Source organism: Streptomyces sp. NPDC057565 (assembly GCF_042801455.1).
Taxonomy (GTDB): Bacteria; Actinomycetota; Actinomycetes; order Streptomycetales; family Streptomycetaceae; genus Streptomyces; species Streptomyces yanii.
In genome coordinates, this window is record NZ_JBHVFU010000009.1 from 216,263 (window position 1) to 236,328 (window position 20,066).

General features: G+C 69.1%; 16 protein-coding genes. 9 read left to right on the forward strand and 7 right to left on the reverse strand.

Annotation, left to right across the window (positions count from 1 at the left end; translation table 11 throughout):
* Positions 1–41: 41 nt before the first annotated feature.
* Positions 42–1,532 (reverse strand): oligopeptide:H+ symporter, encoded by a 1,491-nt coding sequence (locus tag ACFU8W_RS20160; RefSeq protein WP_384038844.1) that lies wholly within the window; start codon positions 1,530–1,532, stop codon positions 42–44.
* A 493-nt stretch (positions 1,533–2,025) separates the two neighbouring features.
* On the opposite strand from ACFU8W_RS20160, the gene ACFU8W_RS20165 reads away from it, so the two are divergent.
* Both ACFU8W_RS20165 and ACFU8W_RS20170 read left to right on the forward strand, forming a co-directional pair.
* Positions 2,026–2,703, forward strand: coding sequence for a response regulator transcription factor (locus tag ACFU8W_RS20165; protein ID WP_266984907.1), 678 nt, complete (start codon positions 2,026–2,028; stop codon positions 2,701–2,703).
* A gap of 15 nt (positions 2,704–2,718) precedes the next feature.
* Positions 2,719–3,984, forward strand: a complete 1,266-nt coding sequence (locus ACFU8W_RS20170) for an ATP-binding protein (RefSeq protein WP_345517769.1) — start codon at positions 2,719–2,721, stop codon at positions 3,982–3,984.
* Positions 3,985–4,040: 56 nt separating this feature from the next.
* On the opposite strand, the gene ACFU8W_RS20175 is transcribed toward ACFU8W_RS20170, so the two are convergent.
* A complete protein-coding gene (locus tag ACFU8W_RS20175; RefSeq protein WP_384038847.1) occupies positions 4,041–4,574 on the reverse strand; it encodes a GtrA family protein in 534 nt (177 codons plus the stop codon).
* Between the two features lie 175 nt (positions 4,575–4,749).
* On the opposite strand from ACFU8W_RS20175, the gene ACFU8W_RS20180 reads away from it, so the two are divergent.
* Genes ACFU8W_RS20180 through ACFU8W_RS20190 form a run of 3 tightly spaced genes read left to right on the forward strand, consistent with a single transcriptional unit; the run spans position 4,750 to position 7,690 of the window.
* Entirely contained in the window at positions 4,750–5,889 is a 1,140-nt protein-coding gene (locus ACFU8W_RS20180; RefSeq protein WP_384038850.1) for a 5-(carboxyamino)imidazole ribonucleotide synthase, read from the forward strand.
* A complete protein-coding gene (purE, locus tag ACFU8W_RS20185) occupies positions 5,886–6,425 on the forward strand; it encodes a 5-(carboxyamino)imidazole ribonucleotide mutase (protein ID WP_266984915.1) in 540 nt (179 codons plus the stop codon). Before ACFU8W_RS20180 ends, purE begins: the two co-directional genes overlap by 4 nt.
* Before the next feature lie 32 nt (positions 6,426–6,457).
* Complete coding sequence (locus tag ACFU8W_RS20190) at positions 6,458–7,690, forward strand: dipeptidase (RefSeq protein WP_384038853.1); 1,233 nt, start codon at positions 6,458–6,460, stop codon at positions 7,688–7,690.
* A gap of 131 nt (positions 7,691–7,821) precedes the next feature.
* Here ACFU8W_RS20190 and ACFU8W_RS20195 read toward each other — a convergent pair whose 3' ends face one another.
* Positions 7,822–9,165 carry a UDP-glucose dehydrogenase family protein gene (locus tag ACFU8W_RS20195; RefSeq protein WP_384038941.1) on the reverse strand — a complete coding sequence of 448 codons (1,344 nt, stop codon included), beginning with the start codon at positions 9,163–9,165 and terminating at the stop codon, positions 7,822–7,824.
* Between the two features lie 189 nt (positions 9,166–9,354).
* Here ACFU8W_RS20195 and ACFU8W_RS20200 point away from each other — a divergent pair, with 189 nt between their 5' ends.
* Positions 9,355–10,512, forward strand: a complete 1,158-nt coding sequence (locus ACFU8W_RS20200) for an acyl-CoA dehydrogenase (RefSeq protein ID WP_326792388.1) — start codon at positions 9,355–9,357, stop codon at positions 10,510–10,512.
* Between the two features lie 377 nt (positions 10,513–10,889).
* Positions 10,890–11,369: a hypothetical protein gene (locus ACFU8W_RS20205; protein ID WP_326792387.1), complete on the forward strand. Its 480-nt coding sequence runs from the start codon at positions 10,890–10,892 to the stop codon at positions 11,367–11,369.
* 297 nt (positions 11,370–11,666) lie between these two features.
* On the opposite strand, the gene ACFU8W_RS20210 is transcribed toward ACFU8W_RS20205, so the two are convergent.
* On the reverse strand, positions 11,667–12,977 hold the full coding sequence (locus tag ACFU8W_RS20210; RefSeq protein WP_384038856.1) for an LCP family protein: 1,311 nt from the start codon (positions 12,975–12,977) through the stop codon (positions 11,667–11,669).
* Positions 12,978–13,096: 119 nt separating this feature from the next.
* Between ACFU8W_RS20210 and ACFU8W_RS20215 the strand changes: the two genes are divergently transcribed.
* On the forward strand, positions 13,097–13,645 hold the full coding sequence (locus ACFU8W_RS20215; protein ID WP_266984929.1) for an acyl-CoA thioesterase: 549 nt from the start codon (positions 13,097–13,099) through the stop codon (positions 13,643–13,645).
* A 66-nt stretch (positions 13,646–13,711) separates the two neighbouring features.
* Here ACFU8W_RS20215 and ACFU8W_RS20220 read toward each other — a convergent pair whose 3' ends face one another.
* Positions 13,712–15,076 carry an LCP family protein gene (locus ACFU8W_RS20220; protein WP_384038859.1) on the reverse strand — a complete coding sequence of 455 codons (1,365 nt, stop codon included), beginning with the start codon at positions 15,074–15,076 and terminating at the stop codon, positions 13,712–13,714.
* A 274-nt stretch (positions 15,077–15,350) separates the two neighbouring features.
* Here ACFU8W_RS20220 and ACFU8W_RS20225 point away from each other — a divergent pair, with 274 nt between their 5' ends.
* A complete protein-coding gene (locus ACFU8W_RS20225) occupies positions 15,351–16,373 on the forward strand; it encodes a glycosyltransferase family 2 protein (RefSeq protein WP_384038862.1) in 1,023 nt (340 codons plus the stop codon).
* Between the two features lie 77 nt (positions 16,374–16,450).
* Here ACFU8W_RS20225 and ACFU8W_RS20230 read toward each other — a convergent pair whose 3' ends face one another.
* A complete protein-coding gene (locus tag ACFU8W_RS20230) occupies positions 16,451–18,151 on the reverse strand; it encodes an LCP family protein (RefSeq protein ID WP_384038865.1) in 1,701 nt (566 codons plus the stop codon).
* Between the two features lie 49 nt (positions 18,152–18,200).
* A complete protein-coding gene (locus ACFU8W_RS20235; RefSeq protein ID WP_384038868.1) occupies positions 18,201–19,976 on the reverse strand; it encodes an LCP family protein in 1,776 nt (591 codons plus the stop codon).
* Positions 19,977–20,066 lie beyond the last annotated feature (90 nt).

Consider the following 20,066-nt stretch of genomic DNA (forward strand, 5'->3'; position numbering starts at 1 on the left):
TCCGGTGCAGCGGCCCTTCAGCGCTTCAGCGCTTCAGTGCCTCAGTGCACGTCGCCCATGAGCTGCTTGACCTTGTTGCGGTACAGGAAGATCGCGACACCTGCGGCCGCCGCGAGAGCGGCCTGCAGAGCGACGATACCGGTGCCGTTGAGGTCGACACCCGCGATGGAGAGCAGACCCGTGGTGCAGTCACCGGCGGTGACGGCCAGGAACCAGACACCCATCATCTGGCTCGCGTACTTGGCCGGAGCCATCTTCGTGGTGACGGACAGACCGACCGGGGACAGCGTCAGTTCGGCGACGGTCTGCACGAAGTAGATCGCGACCAGCCACATCGCGGCGGCCTTGTGGCCGTCCGTGGCGATCGTCAGCGGCATCAGGAAGAGGAAGAACGACGCACCGACCAGCACCAGACCGGAGCTGAACTTCACGATCGTGCTCGGCTCCTTGCCACGCCGGTTCAGCGCCAGCCAGAAGGCGGCGAAGACCGGGGCCAGCGCCATGATCAGGACCGGGTTGACCGACTGGTACCAGGAGACCGGGAAGTCCCACCCGAAGACGCTGTTGTCGGCCGAGCTGTCGGCGAAGATCGCCAGGGTCGAACCGCCCTGGTCGTAGATCATCCAGAAGATGGCGGCGGCGACGAAGAACCAGATGTAGCCGGACATCTTCGACTGCTCGGCGGCGCTGAGATCCTTGTCGCGCTTGATGCGCGTCAGGACCATCACCGGAATGACCAGACCCGCGACGGTGATCGGGACCAGGATCCAGTTGAGCGTGTAGACGCCGGTGACGACCGTGACGATGTAGAAGACGGCCGCGATGGCCAGCCAGATCATGCCCTTGCGCAGCGTGGCGGCGCGCTCGGCGGCCGACAGCGGCTTCGGGACGACGAGGCTGCGCTCGTTCAGGTGGCGGGTGCCGAGCAGGTACTGGACGAGGCCCAGCCCCATGCCGACCGCGGCGAGCGCGAAGCCCAGGTGCCAGTTGACGTTCTCACCGATGGTGCCGATGACCAGCGGGGCGGCGAAGGCGCCCACGTTGATGCCCATGTAGAAGATCGTGAAGCCACCGTCGCGGCGCGGGTCGTCCGGGCCGTCGTAGAGGTGGCCGACCATCGTGGAGATGTTGGACTTCAGCAGACCGGAGCCGATGGCGACGAGTCCGAGACCGGCGAAGAAGGTGCCCTGCAAGGGCAGCGCCAGCGCCAGGTGGCCGATCATGATGACCGCGCCGGCGACGGCGACCGTCTTGCGGGGACCCCAGACACGGTCGCCGAACCAGCCGCCGGGCATCGCGAGCAGGTACACCAGCGACACGTAGACCGAGTAGATCGCCGTGGCCGTGGCGGGGTTCATGTGAAGCCCGTTGGGGGCGATCAGGTAGAGGGGAAGCAGGGCCCTCATGCCGTAGTAGCTGAAGCGCTCCCACATCTCGGTCATGAAGAGAGTGGCCAGGCCGCGGGGGTGGCCGAAGAAGGTCTTCTCGGAGCCAGACGTGCTGGCGGAGTCCTTCGTCAGGCTGGACGCCATGGTCGATCCTTGCTTGCTCGGGACGCGGCGCCTCGTGAGCGTGACGCGCCCGGTGGGGGGAGGCCGGCACCGACGCGGCAAACGCCCCATCCCTACACGCCTGAGAAGGGATTCGCTCCGGACTCCGCACGGCGTACGGAGCGGGTACCGGAGTCGGGGGACCAGCTGCATCGGGATCCACGCCCGGCGCACTTCCTAGCGCTCCGGGCCCGGCCACAGGTCATTCACTGAAGTCAGGGCTGGCAGTTACCAGCCCAAGCACAAAAAAGACCCTTGGCGCTTAAAGCTGCCCAAAGGTCTTTGAGTAGTGCAACAGGCGTCGAGTCACCATACGACACGACGGTGGTCGATATGAAAGGACTTGAGAGATGGATCACAGGTCCAGGTGCAACCAGACTCGCATATTCCAAGGTCCCCCTCCGAATGGGGCGAAGACCTACAGGCCTTGTGGATCACCTCCCGGTGGCCGCCCCATGCGGACTACCATCACTCCATGACCCGTGTACTGCTCGCCGAGGACGACGCTTCCATCTCGGAGCCGCTGGCTCGCGCCCTGCGTCGGGAGGGTTACGAGGTCGAGGTCCGCGAAGACGGTCCGACCGCTCTCGACGCCGGCCTCCAGGGGGGCATCGACCTGGTCGTGCTCGACCTGGGCCTGCCCGGGATGGACGGCCTCGAAGTAGCCCGACGGCTCCGCGCCGAGGGCCACGCCGTGCCGATCCTGGTGCTCACCGCCCGCGCCGACGAGGTGGACACCGTCGTCGGCCTGGACGCCGGAGCCGACGACTACGTCACCAAGCCGTTCCGCCTGGCCGAACTCCTCGCCCGGGTCCGGGCGCTGCTCCGGCGCGGCGCCACCGACCCGACCCCGCAGCCCGCCACGCACGGGGTGCGGATCGACGTCGAATCGCACCGGGCCTGGATGGGCGACGAGGAGCTCCAGCTCACCGCGAAGGAGTTCGACCTGCTGCGGGTCCTGGTCCGCGACGCCGGCCGGGTCGTCACCCGCGACCAGCTGATGCGCGAGGTCTGGGACACCACCTGGTGGTCGTCCACGAAGACGCTCGACATGCACATCTCCTGGCTCCGCAAGAAGCTCGGTGACGACGCGGCCAACCCCCGCTACATCGCGACCGTCCGGGGCGTCGGCTTCCGGTTCGAGAAGAGCTGACGTACAGAAACAGTCATGCGCCGCCGACTGATCAACTCCACGCTCGCCGTGGTGCTCGTGGTGATCGCCGTCTTCGGCGTCTCCCTCGTCATCGTCGAGACCCGCACCATCAGCAACAGCGCCCAGGAGAGTGTCGACTCCGAGGCGCTGCGACTGATCAGCGTGGTCGAGAGCCGGCTCCTCGGGGCGGAACGGATCAACCCCGGGGTGCTGGCCCAACAGGTCGCCCACAACCGGTACGCCCGGGTCGAGATCCCCGGCCGCACCCCCATCGAAGCGGGCACCCGCCCCACCGGCAGTGTGATCAGAAGCACAGCGAAGGGGGAGCAGGGCGAGAAGGTCACCGTCGAGGAGTCCAGCTCCGCCGTCACCAGCGAGGTCGGGCGCACCCTGATGATCATCGGGGCGGTGGCGCTGCTCGCGATCGTCTCCGCGGTGCTCCTCGCCGTACGCCAGGCCAACAAACTGACCTCGCCGCTCACCGACCTCGCCGAGACCGCGGAACGCCTGGGCTCCGGTGACCCTCGGCCGCGCCACAAGCGTTACGGGGTGCCGGAGCTGGACCGGGTCGCGGACGTCCTCGACTCGTCCGCCGAACGGATCGCCCGGATGCTGACCGCGGAACGCCGGCTCGCAGCCGATGCCTCCCACCAGCTCCGCACGCCGCTGACCGCGCTCTCCATGCGGATCGAGGAGATCTCCGTCACCGACGACCCGGACACGGTGAAGGAAGAGGCGAACATCGCCCTCACCCAGGTCGAGCGCCTCACCGACGTGGTGGAGCGGCTGCTGACCAACGCCCGCGACCCGCGCACCGGCTCGGCGGTCGTCTTCGACCTCGACGAGGTCGTCAAGCAGCAGATCGAGGAGTGGCGCCCCGCCTACCGCGGCGAGGGCCGCGCCATCGTCCGCTCCGGCAAACAGGGTCTGCGGGCCGTCGGCACGCCGGGCGCGGTCGCCCAGGTGCTGGCCGCGCTGATCGAGAACTCACTGATGCACGGCGGCGGCACGGTGGCCCTGCGCACCCGGGTCACCGGCAACCAGGCGGTCATCGAGGTGACGGACGAGGGACCCGGCGTTCCGCCCGATCTGGGCGCCAGGATCTTCGAGAGGACGATCAGCGGCCGCAACTCGACGGGAATCGGCCTCGCGGTCGCCCGCGATCTGGCCGAGGCGGACGGCGGTCGCCTGGAACTGCTCCAGCAGCAACCGGCGGTCTTCGCCCTGTTCCTGAGCCGGGTGGCCCTGAACCGCGCGGAACCGGAACGACCGGTCCGCTGAATCGAGCCCGTCGAGGGGGATCGAGGACGAGGCGGCAACCGGTCGGCCCCGGTGCCTCAACGTCGTACGGGCTCCGCCGGCTCGACCGGCACCCGTTCCACCGGCACCTGCTCCGCGGCCCCGCGCCCCTGCGCCACCACGCCTACGCCGTCTTTGGCAGGCAGCGCCTTGAACACCCAGCTCCGGTAGGACCAGAACCGGAACAGCGTCGCGATCCCGATTCCCAGGATCTTGAAGACGTTGCTCTGGACCGGGCCGTTCCATCCGAACCCGTACGTCGCCGTGTACAGCACGCCGTTCTCGATCGCGGCACCCACCGCGCTGAACAGCAGGAACAGGGTCAGTTCCCGGGTCCGCCCGGTCTTGTCGCGGTCCCGGTACGTCCAGTAGCGGAAGCCCACGTAGTTGAAGAGGATGGCGATGAACGTGGCCAGCAGACTGGCCCGCACCACTTGAAGGTCCGTGGTGTGCCACAGCAGGTTGGACACCCCCACATTGACCAGCAGACCCATCGCACCGACCACGCCGAACTTGGCGATCTCCCGGGCCAGCGCATCCAGCCGGGTCCGTAGTACGCCCCGTTCGTTCATGGTGATGGCTCAGCCCCGTCCGTGGATTCGGTCAACCCAGTCATGCTATCGAGGCCTCCCATGAGATACCTGTGAGCATCCATCGAGACGTGGCAAGCCTGTGACACGGAGCCTCCGGCCGCCGCCCTCCGGGGCATCGTCCGGCGGTCCCCCGGACGCCCGATATCCTGGAGGCGTGACGTTCCCGGTAGTCGGCATGGTCGGTGGCGGTCAGCTCGCCCGTATGACCCACGAGGCGGGCATCCCCCTCGGCATCAAATTCAAGCTCCTCAGCGACACCCCTCAGGACTCGGCGGCCCAGGTGGTGAGCGAAGTCGTCATCGGCGACTATCGCGACCTGGACACGCTGCGCGCCTTCGCGCGCGGCTGTGACGTGATCACCTTCGATCACGAGCACGTCCCGACCGAGCATCTGCAGGCCCTGGAGGCGGACGGCATTCCCGTGCGCCCCGGCCGCGACGCGCTGGTGCACGCCCAGGACAAGGGGGTGATGCGCGCGAAGCTCGGCGAGATCGGCGCGCCCTGCCCCCGCCACCGCATCGTGACCGACCCGGCGGACGCCGCGGCGTTCGCGGCCGAGGTCGGTGGCTTCCCCGTCATCCTGAAGACGGTCCGCGGCGGCTACGACGGCAAGGGCGTCTGGGTGGTCCGCTCCGAGGCGGACGCGGCCGACCCCTTCCGGGCGGGTGTCCCGGTCCTCGCCGAGGAGAAGGTCGACTTCGTACGGGAGCTGGCGGCCAACATCGTCCGCTCGCCGCACGGCCAGGCAGTCGCCTACCCGGTCGTCGAGTCGATCCAGGTCGACGGCGTCTGCGACACGGTCATCGCTCCGGCCCCCGAGCTGAGCGAGCAGCTCGCCGGCGAGGCCCAGCAGCTGGCCCTGCGGATCGCCGCCGAGCTCGGTGTCGTCGGCCACCTCGCCGTCGAACTCTTCGAGACCCGTGACGGCCGCATTCTCGTCAACGAGCTCGCGATGCGCCCGCACAACTCCGGGCACTGGACCCAGGACGGCGCGATCACCTCACAGTTCGCCAACCACGTCCGGGCCGTTCTCGACCTGCCGCTCGGCGACCCTCGCCCGCGCGCCACCTGGACGGTCATGTGCAACGTCCTGGGCGGCGACTACCCGGACATGTACCAGGCGTACCTGCACTGCATGGCCCGCGACCCGCAGCTCAAGATCCACATGTACGGCAAGGACGTGAAGCCGGGCCGCAAGGTCGGTCACGTCAACACCTACGGCGACGACCTGGCGGACGTGCGTGAGCGCGCCCGGCACGCGGCCGACTACCTGCGAGGAACGATCACCGAATGACTTCCCCCGCCTCCGCCGCGCCGGTCGTCGGCATCGTCATGGGTTCGGACTCCGACTGGCCCGTCATGGAAGCAGCGGCCAAGGCCCTCGACGAGTTCGAGATCCCGTACGAGGTCGACGTCGTCTCCGCCCACCGCATGCCGCACGAAATGATCGCGTACGGGGAGAACGCCGCGGACCGCGGTCTCAAGGCGATCATCGCGGGCGCGGGCGGTGCAGCCCACCTGCCCGGCATGCTCGCGTCGGTCACCCCGCTGCCCGTCATCGGCGTCCCGGTTCCGCTGAAGTACCTGGACGGCATGGACAGCCTGCTGTCCATCGTGCAGATGCCGGCCGGTGTGCCCGTCGCGACCGTGTCGGTCGGCGGCGCGCGCAACGCGGGTCTGCTCGCCGCTCGTATCCTCGCCGCCCACGACAGCGAACTGCTGGCCCGCATGCGGGAGTTCCAGCAGGAGCTGAACGACCAGGCGACCGAGAAGGGCAAGCGGCTGCGCAGCAAGGTCGAGGGCAGCGACTCCTTCGGCTTCGGCAAGTAGACACAGCGGACAACGAGCGGAAGCGGGCGACCATGGCGGAGCAGATCGCGGACCGGACCACGGACCACTTCGGGGACCACCTGGCACAGGCCGCGGAACTCCTCGCCGAGTACCCGGTCGTCGACGGTCACAACGATCTGCCCTGGGCACTTCGGGAACAGGTCGGATACGACCTGGACGCCCGCGACATCGCCACCGACCAGTCCGCCCACCTCCACACCGACATCGGGCGGCTGCGCGCCGGTGGCGTCGGGGCGCAGTTCTGGTCCGTCTACGTACGGTCCGACATGGCGGGCGAGGACGCCGTCAGCGCCACCCTCGAACAGATCGACGTGGTCGCCGAGCTGCTGGACCGCTACCCCGCGGACCTGCGGCGCGCCCTGACCGCCGACGACATGGAGGCGGCCCGCACCGAGGGCCGGATCGCCTCCCTGATGGGCGCCGAGGGCGGCCACTCCATCAACAACTCGCTCGGCACCCTGCGCGCCCTGCACGCCCTCGGCGTCCGCTACATGACGCTCACTCACAACGACAACATCGCGTGGGCGGACTCGGCGACGGACGAGCCGGGCGTCGGCGGTCTCTCGCCGTTCGGCCATGAGGTGGTGCGGGAGATGAACCGCACCGGCATGCTGGTCGATCTCTCCCATGTGGCGGCCACGACGATGCGCGACGCACTCGCCACCTCCACCGCGCCGGTGATGTTCTCGCACTCGTCGTCGCGGGCGATCTGCGACCACCCGCGCAACATCCCCGACGACGTCCTCGCGCAGCTCCCGGCCAACGGCGGCATCGCCATGGCGACCTTCGTGCCGAAGTTCGTCCTCCCGGAAGCCGTCGAATGGACCCGCGCGGCGGACCGGAACATGCGTGACCACGGTCTGCACCACCTCGACACCACCACGCAGGCCATGAAGATCCACGCGGAGTTCGAGGCCGCTCACCCGCGCCCGATGGCCACCGTGGCGACGATCGCCGACCATCTCGACCACATGCGTGAGGTCGCCGGGATCGACCACATCGGTATCGGCGGCGACTACGACGGCACCGCGTTCCTCCCCGCAGGTCTGGAGGATGTCGCGGGCTACCCGAACCTGATCGCGGAACTTCTGGGCCGCGGCTGGTCCGCCGCCGACCTCGCCAAGCTCACCTGGCGCAACGCGGTACGGGTGCTGCGTGACGCCGAGGCCGTCGCCCGCGACCTGCAAACGCGACGCGGCCCGTCCCACGCCACGATCCAGGAACTGGACGCCCGGGCGTCCTGACGTTCCACGGGACGGGAGGACGTTCCCCCCGTCCTCCGGCCGAATTCGCCTCCCGTGCGGTACAGCTCCGCCGGGCCCCGTCGACGGCCACGATCGGCGAACCCGAGCGGTGGGGCGTGCCCGGGGGCGGGTCAGGCGCGGGGGCGGCCCATCGCCCGGAATGTCCAGCCCGCTTCGCGCCACAGCGTGCTGTCCAGCGCGTTGCGGCCGTCGAGGATGATCCGGTGTGCGGCGGCCTCGCCCAGCGCCGCCGGGTCCAGCTCGCGGAACTCGCGCCACTCCGTCAGGTGCAGGACCACGTCCGCGCCGCGCACCGCGTCCAGCGCCGACTCGGCGTACCCGAGCGTCGGGAAGAGCCGACGGGCGTTGTCCATGCCCTTCGGGTCGTAGACGGTGACCTGGCCGCCCTGGAGGTGGATCTGCCCGGCGACGTTCAGGGCAGGCGAGTCGCGTACGTCGTCCGAGTCCGGCTTGAACGTCGCACCCAGCACGGCAACCCGCTTGCCGAGGAAGGTCTCCCCGCCCACGGCCTCCCGGGCCAGCTCCACCATGTGGCCGCGGCGCCGCATGTTGATCGAGTCGACCTCACGGAGGAAGGTCAGCGCCTGGTCGGCGCCCAGCTCACCGGCGCGCGCCATGAACGCCCGGATGTCCTTCGGCAGACACCCGCCGCCGAAGCCGATACCGGCCCGCAGGAACTTGGATCCGATCCGCTCGTCGTGACCGATCGCCTCGGCCAGCTTCGCCACATCGCCGTCGGCGGCCTCGCAGACCTCCGCCATCGCGTTGATGAAGGAGATCTTGGTCGCCAGGAACGAGTTCGCCGAGGTCTTCACCAGTTCCGCGGTCGGGAAGTCCGTCACCACGAACGGCGACCCCTCCGCGACCGGCACCGCGTACACCTCGCGCAGCACCTTCTCGGACCGCTCGCTCTCCACCCCGACGACGATCCGGTCGGGGTGCAGGGTGTCCTTCACGGCGAAGCCCTCGCGCAGGAACTCCGGGTTCCAGGCCAGCTCCGCATCGGTTCCCACCGGCGCCAGCTCGGCCAGCCGCGCCGCGAGCCGGACGGCGGAGCCCACCGGCACGGTCGACTTGCCGACGACCAGCGCGGGCCGGGTGAGCTGCGGCGCCAGCGACTCGAAGGCGGAGTCCACGTACGACATGTCGCAGGCGTACTCGCCGTGCTTCTGCGGGGTGTTCACGCAGACGAAGTGCACATCGCCGAAGGCACCGACCTCTTCCCACGAGGTGGTGAACCGCAGCCGCCCGGTGGATCCCTCGATGCCCGCGACGTGCTTTCGGAGCAGCTCCTCCAGCCCGGGCTCGTACATCGGGACCCGGCCGCTGCTGAGCATCTCGATCTTCTCGGGCACGACATCGAGCCCGAGCACTTCGAAGCCGAGTTCCGCCATGGCCGCGGCGTGGGTGGCGCCGAGGTAGCCGGTGCCGATCACAGTGATTCTGAGGGCCATGGAGTGCTCCAGAGAGATGCGGACAGACATGCGGTGAACGAGCATAGTCGTGCCTCTGAAGACCGGGATTTACAGGCCTGGGGGACCCCTGTCGCGAAGCTCACGTGCAGCTCTCATAGGTCTTTGTGGGCCAGGGCACCTAAAATTGGGTTACTTAACGGTAGTTAGCGTCCCTGGGGAGTGAGAGTCTTGGCGGGTTCCACCGATTTCGACCTGTACCGTCCGGCCGAGGAGCACGACATGCTCCGCGAGACGGTCCGTGCGCTCGCCGAGGCGAAGATCGCCCCGTTCGCGGCAGCGGTCGACGAGGAGGCCCGCTTCCCGCAGGAGGCGCTGGACGCCCTGGTCGCCTCCGAGCTGCAGGCCGTGCACGTCCCCGAGGAGTACGGAGGCGCCGGTGCCGACGCCCTCGCCACCGTGATCGTGATCGAGGAGGTGGCCCGCGTCTGCGCCTCCTCCTCCCTGATTCCGGCCGTGAACAAGCTCGGCTCGCTCCCGGTGATCCTCTCCGGTTCCGAGGCGCTGAAGAAGAAGTACCTGGGCCCGCTCGCCAAGGGCGACGCGATGTTCTCGTACTGCCTCTCCGAGCCCGACGCGGGCTCCGACGCCGCCGGCATGAAGACCAAGGCCGTCCGTGACGGCGACTTCTGGGTCCTCAACGGCGTCAAGCGCTGGATCACCAACGCGGGCGTCTCCGAGTACTACACGGTGATGGCCGTCACCGACCCGACCAAGCGCTCCAAGGGCATCTCGGCGTTCGTCGTCGAGAAGTCGGACGAGGGCGTCTCCTTCGGCGCCCCGGAGAAGAAGCTCGGCATCAAGGGCTCCCCGACCCGCGAGGTCTACCTCGACAACGTCCGGATACCGGCCGACCGCATGATCGGCGAGGAGGGCACCGGCTTCGCCACGGCGATGAAGACGCTGGACCACACCCGCATCACGATCGCGGCCCAGGCCCTCGGCATCGCGCAGGGCGCCCTCGACTACGCCAAGGGCTACGTCCAGGAGCGCAAGCAGTTCGGCAAGCCGATCGGTGACTTCCAGGGTGTCCAGTTCATGCTCGCCGACATGGCGATGAAGCTGGAGGCGGCCCGCCAGCTCACCTACTCGGCCGCCGCCAAGTCCGAGCGCCTCGACAGCGACCTCACCTTCTTCGGTGCCGCGGCCAAGTGCTTCGCCTCCGATGTCGCGATGGAGATCACCACGGACGCGGTCCAGCTGCTCGGCGGCTACGGCTACACGCGGGACTACCCGGTGGAGCGGATGATGCGCGACGCCAAGATCACCCAGATCTATGAAGGCACGAACCAGGTCCAGCGGATCGTCATGGCGAGGAACCTGCCGTAGCGCTTCGGTTCCAGCTGCGCGAGACGGCCCCCGGCGCCATGCCGGGGGCCGTTTCCGACGGCTGCCAGGAACTCCCGTGGGCGGGTGGTGCTGTTCGGTTGCGGCACCGGCGGGATTCGAACCCGCGGACAGGTAGGGGCAGGATCCGCCCCGGACCCCGTCAGTCGCTGTGAGGGGGACCTCCCTCACAGCGATCGCAATGGGCCGCTCTGCCACGGCTCCGCAACCTGCGGGACTGCGCGGTCCCGGTCCGGCGACCGTAGTGGTTTCCCGCCAGGCCCGGCCACGGACCATGTCGGCACCGTCGCCCGGCGCCCATCGCCGAGACGGGCCGAGGGCGTAGGCGCGTCCCCTTCCGTGGCGTACTTTCCCTGTCCATGAACGACATCGACAGGCTCACCGCGCTGTTCACCGCGCTCGGCGCCGACGACGCCCGGGGCTGGGCGGACTCCGAGGCGGAGGAGAACATTCCACAGCTTGCCCGCTACCGGTTCCTCCGCATGGTCTGGCAGGACATCGACGCCTGGAGCACGGCAGCACCCGACTGGGTCGGGGCGTACGCGGAAGAGGGTTCCGCCGCCGGGGCAGTCGGGCGGGCGCTCCGGCTGGGCCTGACCCACCAGGAGCTGGGTGAGATAGCCCGCGAGGTGGCGAAGGAGACCGCCTTCGGTGTCCTCTACGGCCTCGCCGACCCCACGGACGGCCGGCTTCCGCCGGGGATCGAGGAGCAGCTGCCCGGCTGGTGCCTGGCTGAACTGTCCCCGGCGGGCGAGCCCACGGGGCGGATCCTGGACGCTCTGTACGAGGACCTGGACGAGGTCGACCCCGCCGCGCCCCGGGGGCAGGACAGCGCCTGAGCGTCGGAGCTCACCCGCCGCCCCTTCCCGGGGCGCGGGCGCATGTCAGGCAGGCCGGCGCCGCCCGTCGGCACCGGCGGTACGCGAGGAAGGTGCCGGGCCGACGACGAACCGGCCGCCCGCCGGCACCACTTGGGCGACATGGCCGACGCGGGTGACGGTATCCGTACGGAGCAGGCAGTCCGGCAGTCCCGGCGCAGCTCGGTCGGGGCGTCAAGACTGCCGGGCACCGGGCCGGTTGCCGCGCATGAAGAGGGCCCGGACGGTGAACCGTCCGGGCCCTGCCTTCGCCTGCGGTCAATTACCGGAGACGGTGACCTTCTCGTCGTTGTTGAGCTGTTCCACCAGCTGCTTGACCTTGGCCTTGTCCCAGACCAGATTCCCGCCCGTGGAGCCGGAGATCGGCATGTTCATGGACGTGCCGTCACCACCCGTGACGCCCTTCATCGCGAAGAACATGTTGCCCAGGTCCCACAGCGACATGTCCTTGTCGACGATCAGGGTGTCGAGACCGGCGCCCATCGTCGGGTACAGCTTGAACGGGTTGAGGATCGTGGACGGCGTCGCCGTCTGGCTCGCCAGCGCCGCGAGGAACTTCTGCTGGTTCTTCGTACGGTCCAGGTCGCTGCCCGCGAAGGCGTAACGGGTCCGCACGAAGGCGAGGGACTGCTCGCCGTTGAGGGTCTGCTTGCCGGCCTGGAAATCGGCGCCGGAGTTCTTGTCCTTGAACGCCTTGGGGATGTCGAGCTCCACGCCGCCGATCGCATCGACAATCTTGGCAAAGCCGCCGAACCCGATCTCGACGTAGTGGTCGATGTGCAGCCCGGTGTTGAACTCGACGGTACGGACGAGCAGTTCGGGTCCGTCCTCGGCGTAGGCGGCGTTCAGCTTGGTGAAGCGGCCGCGGCCCGGGTAGAGCTTGCCGGAGTCGGAGCCCTTGTAGGAGGGGATCTCGACGTTCGAGTCACGCGGCAGCGAGATCAGCGTCGGCCCGTTCGAACCGTCGTGCAGGATCATCATCGAGTCGGTCCGCTTGCCCCCGGCAGAGCCGGTGTGGAGCCTCTTCTTGTCCTCGGCCGTCATGCCCGCGCGGCTGTCGGAGCCGACGATCAGATAGTTGGTGCCGTCGCCCTCGTGGGGCCGCTCGATCACCTTGGAGAGGTCGACCTCACGCTTGAGCTTGGAGTCGGCCCAGAAGTACGTGCCGATGGAGACGGCCAGCACCACGACCACGAGGGTCAGGGTGCCTATCTTTATCCGGCGGCGCCAGTCCGGCGCGGGCCTCCCCTGGACGTAACCGCCGTCACCCCGGCCGCCCCCGTGGCCGTAGCCACCGCCGTTGCCGCCGCCGTAGACGTGGCCCGTGTTGTAACCGTCGTCGTACCCTGCGCTGTCGTCATAGCCGCCGGAGTACTGAGGCGCCTCGGGCTGACGCTGTCGCGGCGCCGTCGGACGCTGCTGAGGTGGCGCGGGGCGCTGCTGAGGCGGCGCGGGGCGCCGCTGGACGTGCCGCATGACGCGGGGGCCCTCGGGCTGGGCGCTGTCGCTGCCCCGCCCGTAGCGGTCGTTGCGGTCGTCGTCGGTCCATCCACCGGGCCAGTCGCTCATGCGGTCCAGTGTGCAGTCCGGGCGTGCCGCTATCACAGGGGGTGTGAGATATCGGGCCTGGGCTGTTGCGAAGCTGATGCAATGTCCGAGGCCCAGGGTCCCCGCATAAGGTGGACGGTATGACAGATCAGGCCCCACGTCCGGAGGGCGACATTCCGGGCAAGCCGACTGCGGCGTCCCGGACGACCCTCAGCCACATCATGACCGGCAACGACACCAATCTGCTGGGTACGGTGCACGGCGGCGTGATCATGAAACTGGTCGACGACGCGGCGGGCGCCGTGGCCGGCCGGCACTCCGGCGGACCCGCGGTCACGGCCTCGATGGACGAGATGGTCTTCCTGGAGCCGGTACGCGTCGGTGACCTTGTTCACGTCCGTGCCCAGGTGAACTGGACCGGCCGTTCCTCGATGGAGGTCGGCGTCCGGGTCATGGCCGAGCGGTGGAACGAATCGACCCCGGCCCAGCAGGTCGGCAGCGCGTATCTGGTCTTCGCGGCGGTCGACGGGGACGGCAAGCCGCGCCCCGTACCGCAGGTGATACCCGAGACGGAGCGCGACAAGCGGCGCTACCAGGAGGCGCAGATCCGGCGCACGCACCGGCTGGCCCGGCGTCGCGCGATCAAGGAACTGCGCGAGAAGCGCGTGGCGGACGGCATCGAGGACTGACGGCAGGGCGCCCTCCCCGGCCCCGGGGCGGACCGCTGCCCTGGGCTCCGCCGGGCGGGCGCCTCGCTACGGGCACGTCACCTGGTCGCCCGTGACCGCGGCGAACGCGCCCCCGTGCGTGTCCTCGCCCCGTACCCGCTCGACCTTGCTGAAGTCCGTGCCCGTCGTCACCTTCATCGTCGCGCCCTGCCCCTTGACTGCCCGCAGCTCGGCCCCCGGCAGCGCCGCCGCCAGCGACTTCGCCGACCGGTCCCACCTCGGGTCGTACTCGACCAGGGTGTGTTTCAGTTCCCGCGGCGCCCCGTCGAGCGGGGCCCCCGTCGTACGGAAGCCGGTGGCGCGCAGGGCGTCGTCGGCCGTCCTGCCGAGGCCGTCCATCGGGGTCCCGTTGTAGACCTGGACCCGAATCTGCTGCGGCGCGACATCGACGGTCTTCGCCGCGGCCTGCTTCGGCTGCTTCGCCGCGAGGGGCTTGTCGTCACGCAGCGCCTGGAACAGCTTCGTCGACTTCACCGGATCCCACTTGACCGTCGAGCCGATGCCCTTGACCGGATAGGAGGGATCACTGACCGGTACGGAGGTGAACTCGGACGACGCCGCAGTGAAGCCGCGCATCGCCTGGCCGAGGTCCAGCATCTGCTCCGTGCCGAACCCCTCGTCGGCCCGGACCGAACGGAGCATCGTCGAGGCGATCTCCCGGAACTTCACCGGGTTCAGCAGCGCACCGCTGCTGGTCGTCTGCTTGATCAGCGAGGCGAGGAACCGCTGCTGGCGCTGCATCCGGCCCAGGTCCGCGGCCCCGTCGACATGGCGCGAGCGCACGTACTGGAGCGCCTGCCCGCCGTTCAGCCGGTGGGCGCCGGCGGCGAGATCGAGACCGGTGTACGAGTCCTTCATCGGCCGGACGGTGCAGATCTGCACCCCGCCCAGGGTGTCGACCGTCTTCATGAAGCTGGGGAAGTCGACCTCCAGATAGTGGTCGATCTTGATGCCGGTCATGTCCTCGACGGTCCGTACGGTCAGATTCGGCCCGCCCTCCGAGTAGGCGGCGTTCAGCTTCAGCGGGTGGGCGGCGTGCTCGGCGCCGGTGTTCCGGTCGCGGTGTTCCGGGATCTCGGCGTAGCTGTCGCGCGGCAGGGAGACAATGCTCGCGCGTTCCTTGTCCGCCGACAGATGCACCAGCATGATCGTGTCGGTGCAGTGGCAGGGAGCACCGCCCAGCCGGTACTTCTTCTTCTCGTCCGGGGTGATGCTGTCGCGGCCGTCGGTGCCGACGAGCAGCAGATTCGTGCCGTTCCCGGCCCGCGGCCGGTTCTTCATGTCCTTGAACGGGTCGATGCGGTCGATCCCGGTTTCCAGGTTGGCCACCACGGCGTGACCGATCCCGCCGGCGCCGAGCACCAGCACGGACAGGCTGGTCGCGACCCGCATGCCCCAGCGGGGCCTCTCGTCCTGCTTTCTCGACCTGAGCTGCGGGGGAGCGGCGCGGGGGCGCGGCGGACGGGGGGAGCGGTGCGGTGTGGGCACGGGGGGGACCTCCGCGGTGCAAGGGGGATCGCTCGCACAGTAGGCCCGTACGATCTCCATACCGGGAAGCGACCTTGCGGCGCGCGCCCGCGTCCCCCATTCGCGGTAACGTGGCGGCCGAAACGCCGCCTCCTGGGGTGAGAGCCCCCGGCGCCCCCGAGGACCCCCCGAGGACCACATGTCTGCCGCGCAGTACCCCGCCGTCTCCGTGATCATGCCGGTGCTCAATGAGGAACGCCATCTCAGGAACTCCGTCCGGCACATCCTGGAGCAGGAGTACGCCGGCGAGATGGAGGTCGTGATCGCGCTCGGTCCGTCCACGGACCGTACGGACGAGATCGCCGCCGAGCTGGTACGGGAGGACTCCCGGGTCCACACCGTGCCGAACCCGACCGGCCGCACCCCGGCAGCGCTCAACGCCGCGATCAAGGCCTCCTCGCACCCCGTCGTGGTGCGGGTCGACGGCCACGGCATGCTCTCGCCGAACTACATCGCGACGGCCGTCCGCCTCCTGGAGGAGACCGGCGCGCAGAACGTCGGCGGCATCATGCACGCCGAGGGCGAGAACGCCTGGGAGGACGCCGTCGCCGCGGCCATGACATCGAAGATCGGCGTCGGCAACGCGGCCTTCCACACCGGCGGCCAGGCGGGCCCGGCCGAGACCGTCTACCTCGGCGTCTTCCGCCGCGAGGCGCTGGAGAAGGCGGACGGCTACAACGTGGAGTTCATCCGCGCCCAGGACTGGGAGCTGAACTTCCGGATCCGCGAGGCGGGCGGTCTGATCTGGTTCTCGCCGGAGCTGCAGGTGCAGTACCGGCCGCGTCCCTCGGTGAAGGCGCTGGCCAAGCAGTACAAGGACTACGGCCGCTGGCGCCATGTCGTCGCCCGCTACCACTCCGGCTCGATCAACCTGCGCTACCTCGCCCCGCCGACCGCCGTCTGCGCGATCGCGGCGGGCCTCGTGGTCGGTGCGGCCGTCACCCCGTGGGCGTTCGTCGTCCCGGCCGGTTATGTCGCCGCCATCGTCGCCGGGTCCCTCCCGGCGGGCAAGGGCCTGTCGCTGAAGGCGCGGGCCCAGATACCGGTGGCGCTGGCCACCATGCACATGTCCTGGGGCTACGGCTTCCTGACCAGCCCGCGTTCGCTGGCGAGGAAGGTCATCGCCAGCCGCCGCCCGGCGGTCCAGCGACAGGCGGTCTGACCCGGCACGGACATGAACAGGGGCGCCGGCTGTTCCTCCCCGGAGAAACAGCCGGCGCCCCTTTCGTGCGTGGTCCGCTAGAACCGGTACGGCCAGTAGACGTCCATGCAGGCGTCCTCCTCGGACCCGTTGACCGCCTCGGTTCCTTCCAGCGGGTCGTCGTTCCCGGCCGCCTGCTTCGGGTACGTCGCCCCTGTCCGCCAGTCCGAGCCGACCGTGAGCGTCAGCGTGTCGACATCGGCCGACACCTTGACCACGCTGGTCGGCATGGACAGCGCCTCCGCGACCGCGAGCGCATCCGACTTGCCCTGGGCGCCGGAGTCCTTGGGGTACGTCACCGCGGTGGTCAGCGCCGACCCGGGTGTGGTCGACGCGGTGGCCTTGGTGAAGCCCTTGGACCTGAGGATGTCCTGGACGTCCGCCGCCCGGCCGCTGGTGGCGACCTGGCCGTCGGCCGCAGTGCCGTTGACCACCGTGAGGTCGAGAGCGTCGGGCGCGGCCGCGGCCACCGTCGGGCTCTTGTCCTTCGTCCCGGACCCGCCCTTCGTCCCGGACTTCTTGCGGTCCTTCGGGTCGAGCGACTGGTCGTCCCGCAGCAGCGCCCAGAGCTTGTCGGCGGCGCCCGGCTTCGGCAGCACGTGGTTGTCGTCCTGCGGATCCGCGATCCGCGGCATGGTCAGCATGTTGATCTTGTCCATCGGTACGTTCTTGAGCTGCATACCGAGATCGAACAGCTTCTTCACCGAGCCGATCTCCTCAGAGACCTGGAGCGACTTGGTCCCCGTCTCGGCGAGATCCATCAGCCGCCCGGTGTCGGTGAACGCGTTCTGGCTCTTCAGCTCGCGGATGACCGAATTCAAGTACATGTGCTGGGCCTTGGCCCGGCCGATGTCGCTCTCGAAGGCGTGCCGGGTACGCAGCCACTGCAGCGCCTGCTTGCCCTTGACCTTGTGCGTGCCCTTGGTCAGCTTCAGATAGGAGCCGCCGGAAACCTTGGGCTTGGGGATGTCGTAGACGTTGTCCTTGACGCACACATCGGCGCCGCCCACGGCGTCCGCCATGGCGACCACACCGGCGAAGTCGACCATCACCCAGTGGTCGATGTAGACGCCGGTCAGCTGCTCCCAGGTGTCCAGCGTGCAGCCCGGGCCGCCACGGCCGAGCGACTCGTTGATGAGCGCGTTGGTGGCCTGGTACTCCTGGTCGGTGTCGGGGTCCACGCACTTCGGGATGTCCACGCGCGTATCACGCGGAATGCTGACGACCGAGGCGTTCTTCCGGTCGGCCGATACATGGAGCAGCATCTGCACATCGGCCAGCGGCTTGGCGCCGACACTCGCCTTCGAGCCGCCGAGCTTCAGATTCGCCTTGGAATTACGACTGTCCGAGCCGATCAGCAAGATGTTCAGCGGGGTCTGACCCGCGGCGTTCGGGGCGGTCTTCTTCGCCGCGTTGTTCCCGGCGCTGCGATGCCCCTTGCGGAGATTGCTGTTCAGGTGCTGGTACCAGAGATAACCGGCGGCGCCGGTGCCGAGTATGACCAGCGCAAGTACGTACGCGACCCAGCGCAGTATGCGGCGCTTTCCGCGTTTCCCGCGCCGGCGCGACGTGCCGCGGCGGCGCCCGCCGTGACCCGGCCCCTCCCGGTCCGCGCCGGCACCCCGGCCGTCCCGGCCCGCGGCCGGGGCGGCCGTGTACAGGTCGTCGTCCCGGCCGAGTTGGCCGGGATGCCGGACGCGTGGTCGCGTCCCCTCCCCGGATGTGCTGCTCCGTCCCACCGGGACCCCCCTGCTGCTCAGACTCGTGGAATGGCGCAGTGACCCGGTGTCACTTTGCGCACTCTGCCTTGGCGGCGTTTGCTAGCGGTATGTCTGCCGGCGCCTTTGTCGGTCCGGTGATGGGCACACCCGCGCCCTTGAAGTCCGCACCCAGGGTCAGGACCATCGCCTGAAGCCCCTCGGCGTCGGTGGTGCCCTGCTTCAGGGCCGAGCCGGGCAGCCCCATCATGGCGGCGAGTGCGCGGGCCTGGTCAGCCTGGTTGGGCGCGTACTCGAGCGTCGTCTTGGAGATCTTCGCCGGGGCGTTGGCCTTGTTGGTGGACTTGAGTACGCCCTGGTCGTTCTGCAGCCACGTGACCGTCTCCTGCGCGGCGCCCGGCCGGTCGCCGCCGTTGAGGACATCGACACGTACGTCGGCGGCAGCGGCCTTGGTCCCCTTGAGCTGTGCGTCCTGCTTGCTCTTGGCGGCCTTCTTCTGCTTGTTCACCTCGGTCAGTGAGGTGTCCTCGCGCATCATCTGGAACAGCGGTTCGGACTTGGCCTTGTTGAGCACCACCGTGGCGTGGACCTTCTCGGCCGGGTTGTCCAGCACCGGGACCGTCACGAAGGTGATGTTCTTGGTGTCGACCTTGCTGAGCTCCTTGGCGAGCGACACCAGCTTCGTCCCGGAGCCGATGGCCTTGTCGACCGTGAGCGCCTTGGTCGCCGCGTTCGCCAGCTTGTACAGCTTGGTCGGGCTGGTCAGTGTGTCGTCCGACTTCATCTGCCGGATCATCGAGCCGATGAACTGCTGCTGCACCTTGATCCGGTCCAGGTCGCTCTGGTTGCCGAAGCTGTGCCGGGTGCGGACGAAGGCGAGCGCGTCCTCGCCCTGGATCTTGCTCTCACCGGCCGGCAGGTCCAGGTGCGAGTCCTTGTCCTTGACCGGTTTGGCCAGGCAGACCTTGACGCCGCCGACCGCCGTGGACAGTTCCTTCACCGCGTTGAAGTCGACCATCATGAAGTGGTCGGGCCGCACTCCGGTGATCTCCTCGACCGTACGCATGGTGCAGCCCGGGTCGCGTCCTTCCTGGCCCAGGCTGACGTTGAACCGGACGCCCTGTGTCCCCGGAACGACCTTCTTCGTGCCGTCCGGCTGCGTGGTTTCGCAGTCCGGGATGTTGGTGATCAGATCGCGGGGAATGCTCAGCGCCGTCGCGTTGGTCCGGTCCTTGGAGACGTGGAAGAGGATGTTGGTGTCGGCGTGACCGGCGCTGCCCTTGTCGCCGTACCCCTCATTGCCCTTACCGGTCCGCTTGTCGGTACCGATGACCAGGATGTTGAGGGGGCCGTCGGAGGTGACGTCCTTGTTTCCGGCGTCACCGATGTCGACAGTGTTCAGGTTGCTGTTGAAGTGCTGGTACAGCGCGTAGGCGCCGGCCGAGAGACCGACGAGCACGAAGGCCATCACGCCGCCCGTCCAGATGAGCGCCTTCTTGCGGCGGGCCTTGGGCTGCTTGCGCTTGCGCCGGCCCGCGGTGTCCGGACCGGAGCCTTCCGGCCCGCGCGGGCCATTGGCCGTACGACGGCCACGCTGTGTCGGCACCTCGCGGCGCGGCCCGTTGCCGCGCCCGCCGCCGTCACGCGCACCGCTTCTGCGTTCGCCACCGCCCTCACGAACCGCACTTGCACTCCTGGAGCCACGCTGCCCCGGAGGGGTCGACCTGCGCCTCGAATCCCCTCCGGATTGGGGCAGTCGCAATTCGTAATCGCCGGTCTGCGGGTTGAGAACCCATTGGTCTGCGGGATCGATTTCGTCCGCCCGCCCACGGCTTTGCGCATCCACGGTTGTTTGAGTCCTCCGTCGGTGCCACGCGAGGCGCCTCCCCCGACAAGGCGCTCGATCTTTCGCTCCAGCAGTGCGCGACCTGACGGC

Excerpts from the sequence above, each read along its gene's own strand:
- ACFU8W_RS20225 (WP_384038862.1), top strand. The coding sequence starts at position 15,351 with ATGTCTGCCGCGCAGTACCCCGCCGTCTCCGTGATCATGCCGGTGCTC.
- purE (WP_266984915.1), top strand. The coding sequence starts at position 5,886 with ATGACTTCCCCCGCCTCCGCCGCGCCGGTCGTCGGCATCGTCATGGGT.
- ACFU8W_RS20205 (WP_326792387.1), top strand. The coding sequence starts at position 10,890 with ATGAACGACATCGACAGGCTCACCGCGCTGTTCACCGCGCTCGGCGCC.
- ACFU8W_RS20215 (WP_266984929.1), top strand. The coding sequence starts at position 13,097 with ATGACAGATCAGGCCCCACGTCCGGAGGGCGACATTCCGGGCAAGCCG.
- ACFU8W_RS20165 (WP_266984907.1), top strand. The coding sequence starts at position 2,026 with ATGACCCGTGTACTGCTCGCCGAGGACGACGCTTCCATCTCGGAGCCG.
- ACFU8W_RS20195 (WP_384038941.1), bottom strand. The coding sequence starts at position 9,165 with ATGGCCCTCAGAATCACTGTGATCGGCACCGGCTACCTCGGCGCCACC.
- ACFU8W_RS20190 (WP_384038853.1), top strand. The coding sequence starts at position 6,458 with ATGGCGGAGCAGATCGCGGACCGGACCACGGACCACTTCGGGGACCAC.
- ACFU8W_RS20170 (WP_345517769.1), top strand. The coding sequence starts at position 2,719 with ATGCGCCGCCGACTGATCAACTCCACGCTCGCCGTGGTGCTCGTGGTG.
- ACFU8W_RS20175 (WP_384038847.1), bottom strand. The coding sequence starts at position 4,574 with ATGAACGAACGGGGCGTACTACGGACCCGGCTGGATGCGCTGGCCCGG.
- ACFU8W_RS20160 (WP_384038844.1), bottom strand. The coding sequence starts at position 1,532 with ATGGCGTCCAGCCTGACGAAGGACTCCGCCAGCACGTCTGGCTCCGAG.
- ACFU8W_RS20210 (WP_384038856.1), bottom strand. The coding sequence starts at position 12,977 with ATGAGCGACTGGCCCGGTGGATGGACCGACGACGACCGCAACGACCGC.
- ACFU8W_RS20220 (WP_384038859.1), bottom strand. The coding sequence starts at position 15,076 with ATGCGGGTCGCGACCAGCCTGTCCGTGCTGGTGCTCGGCGCCGGCGGG.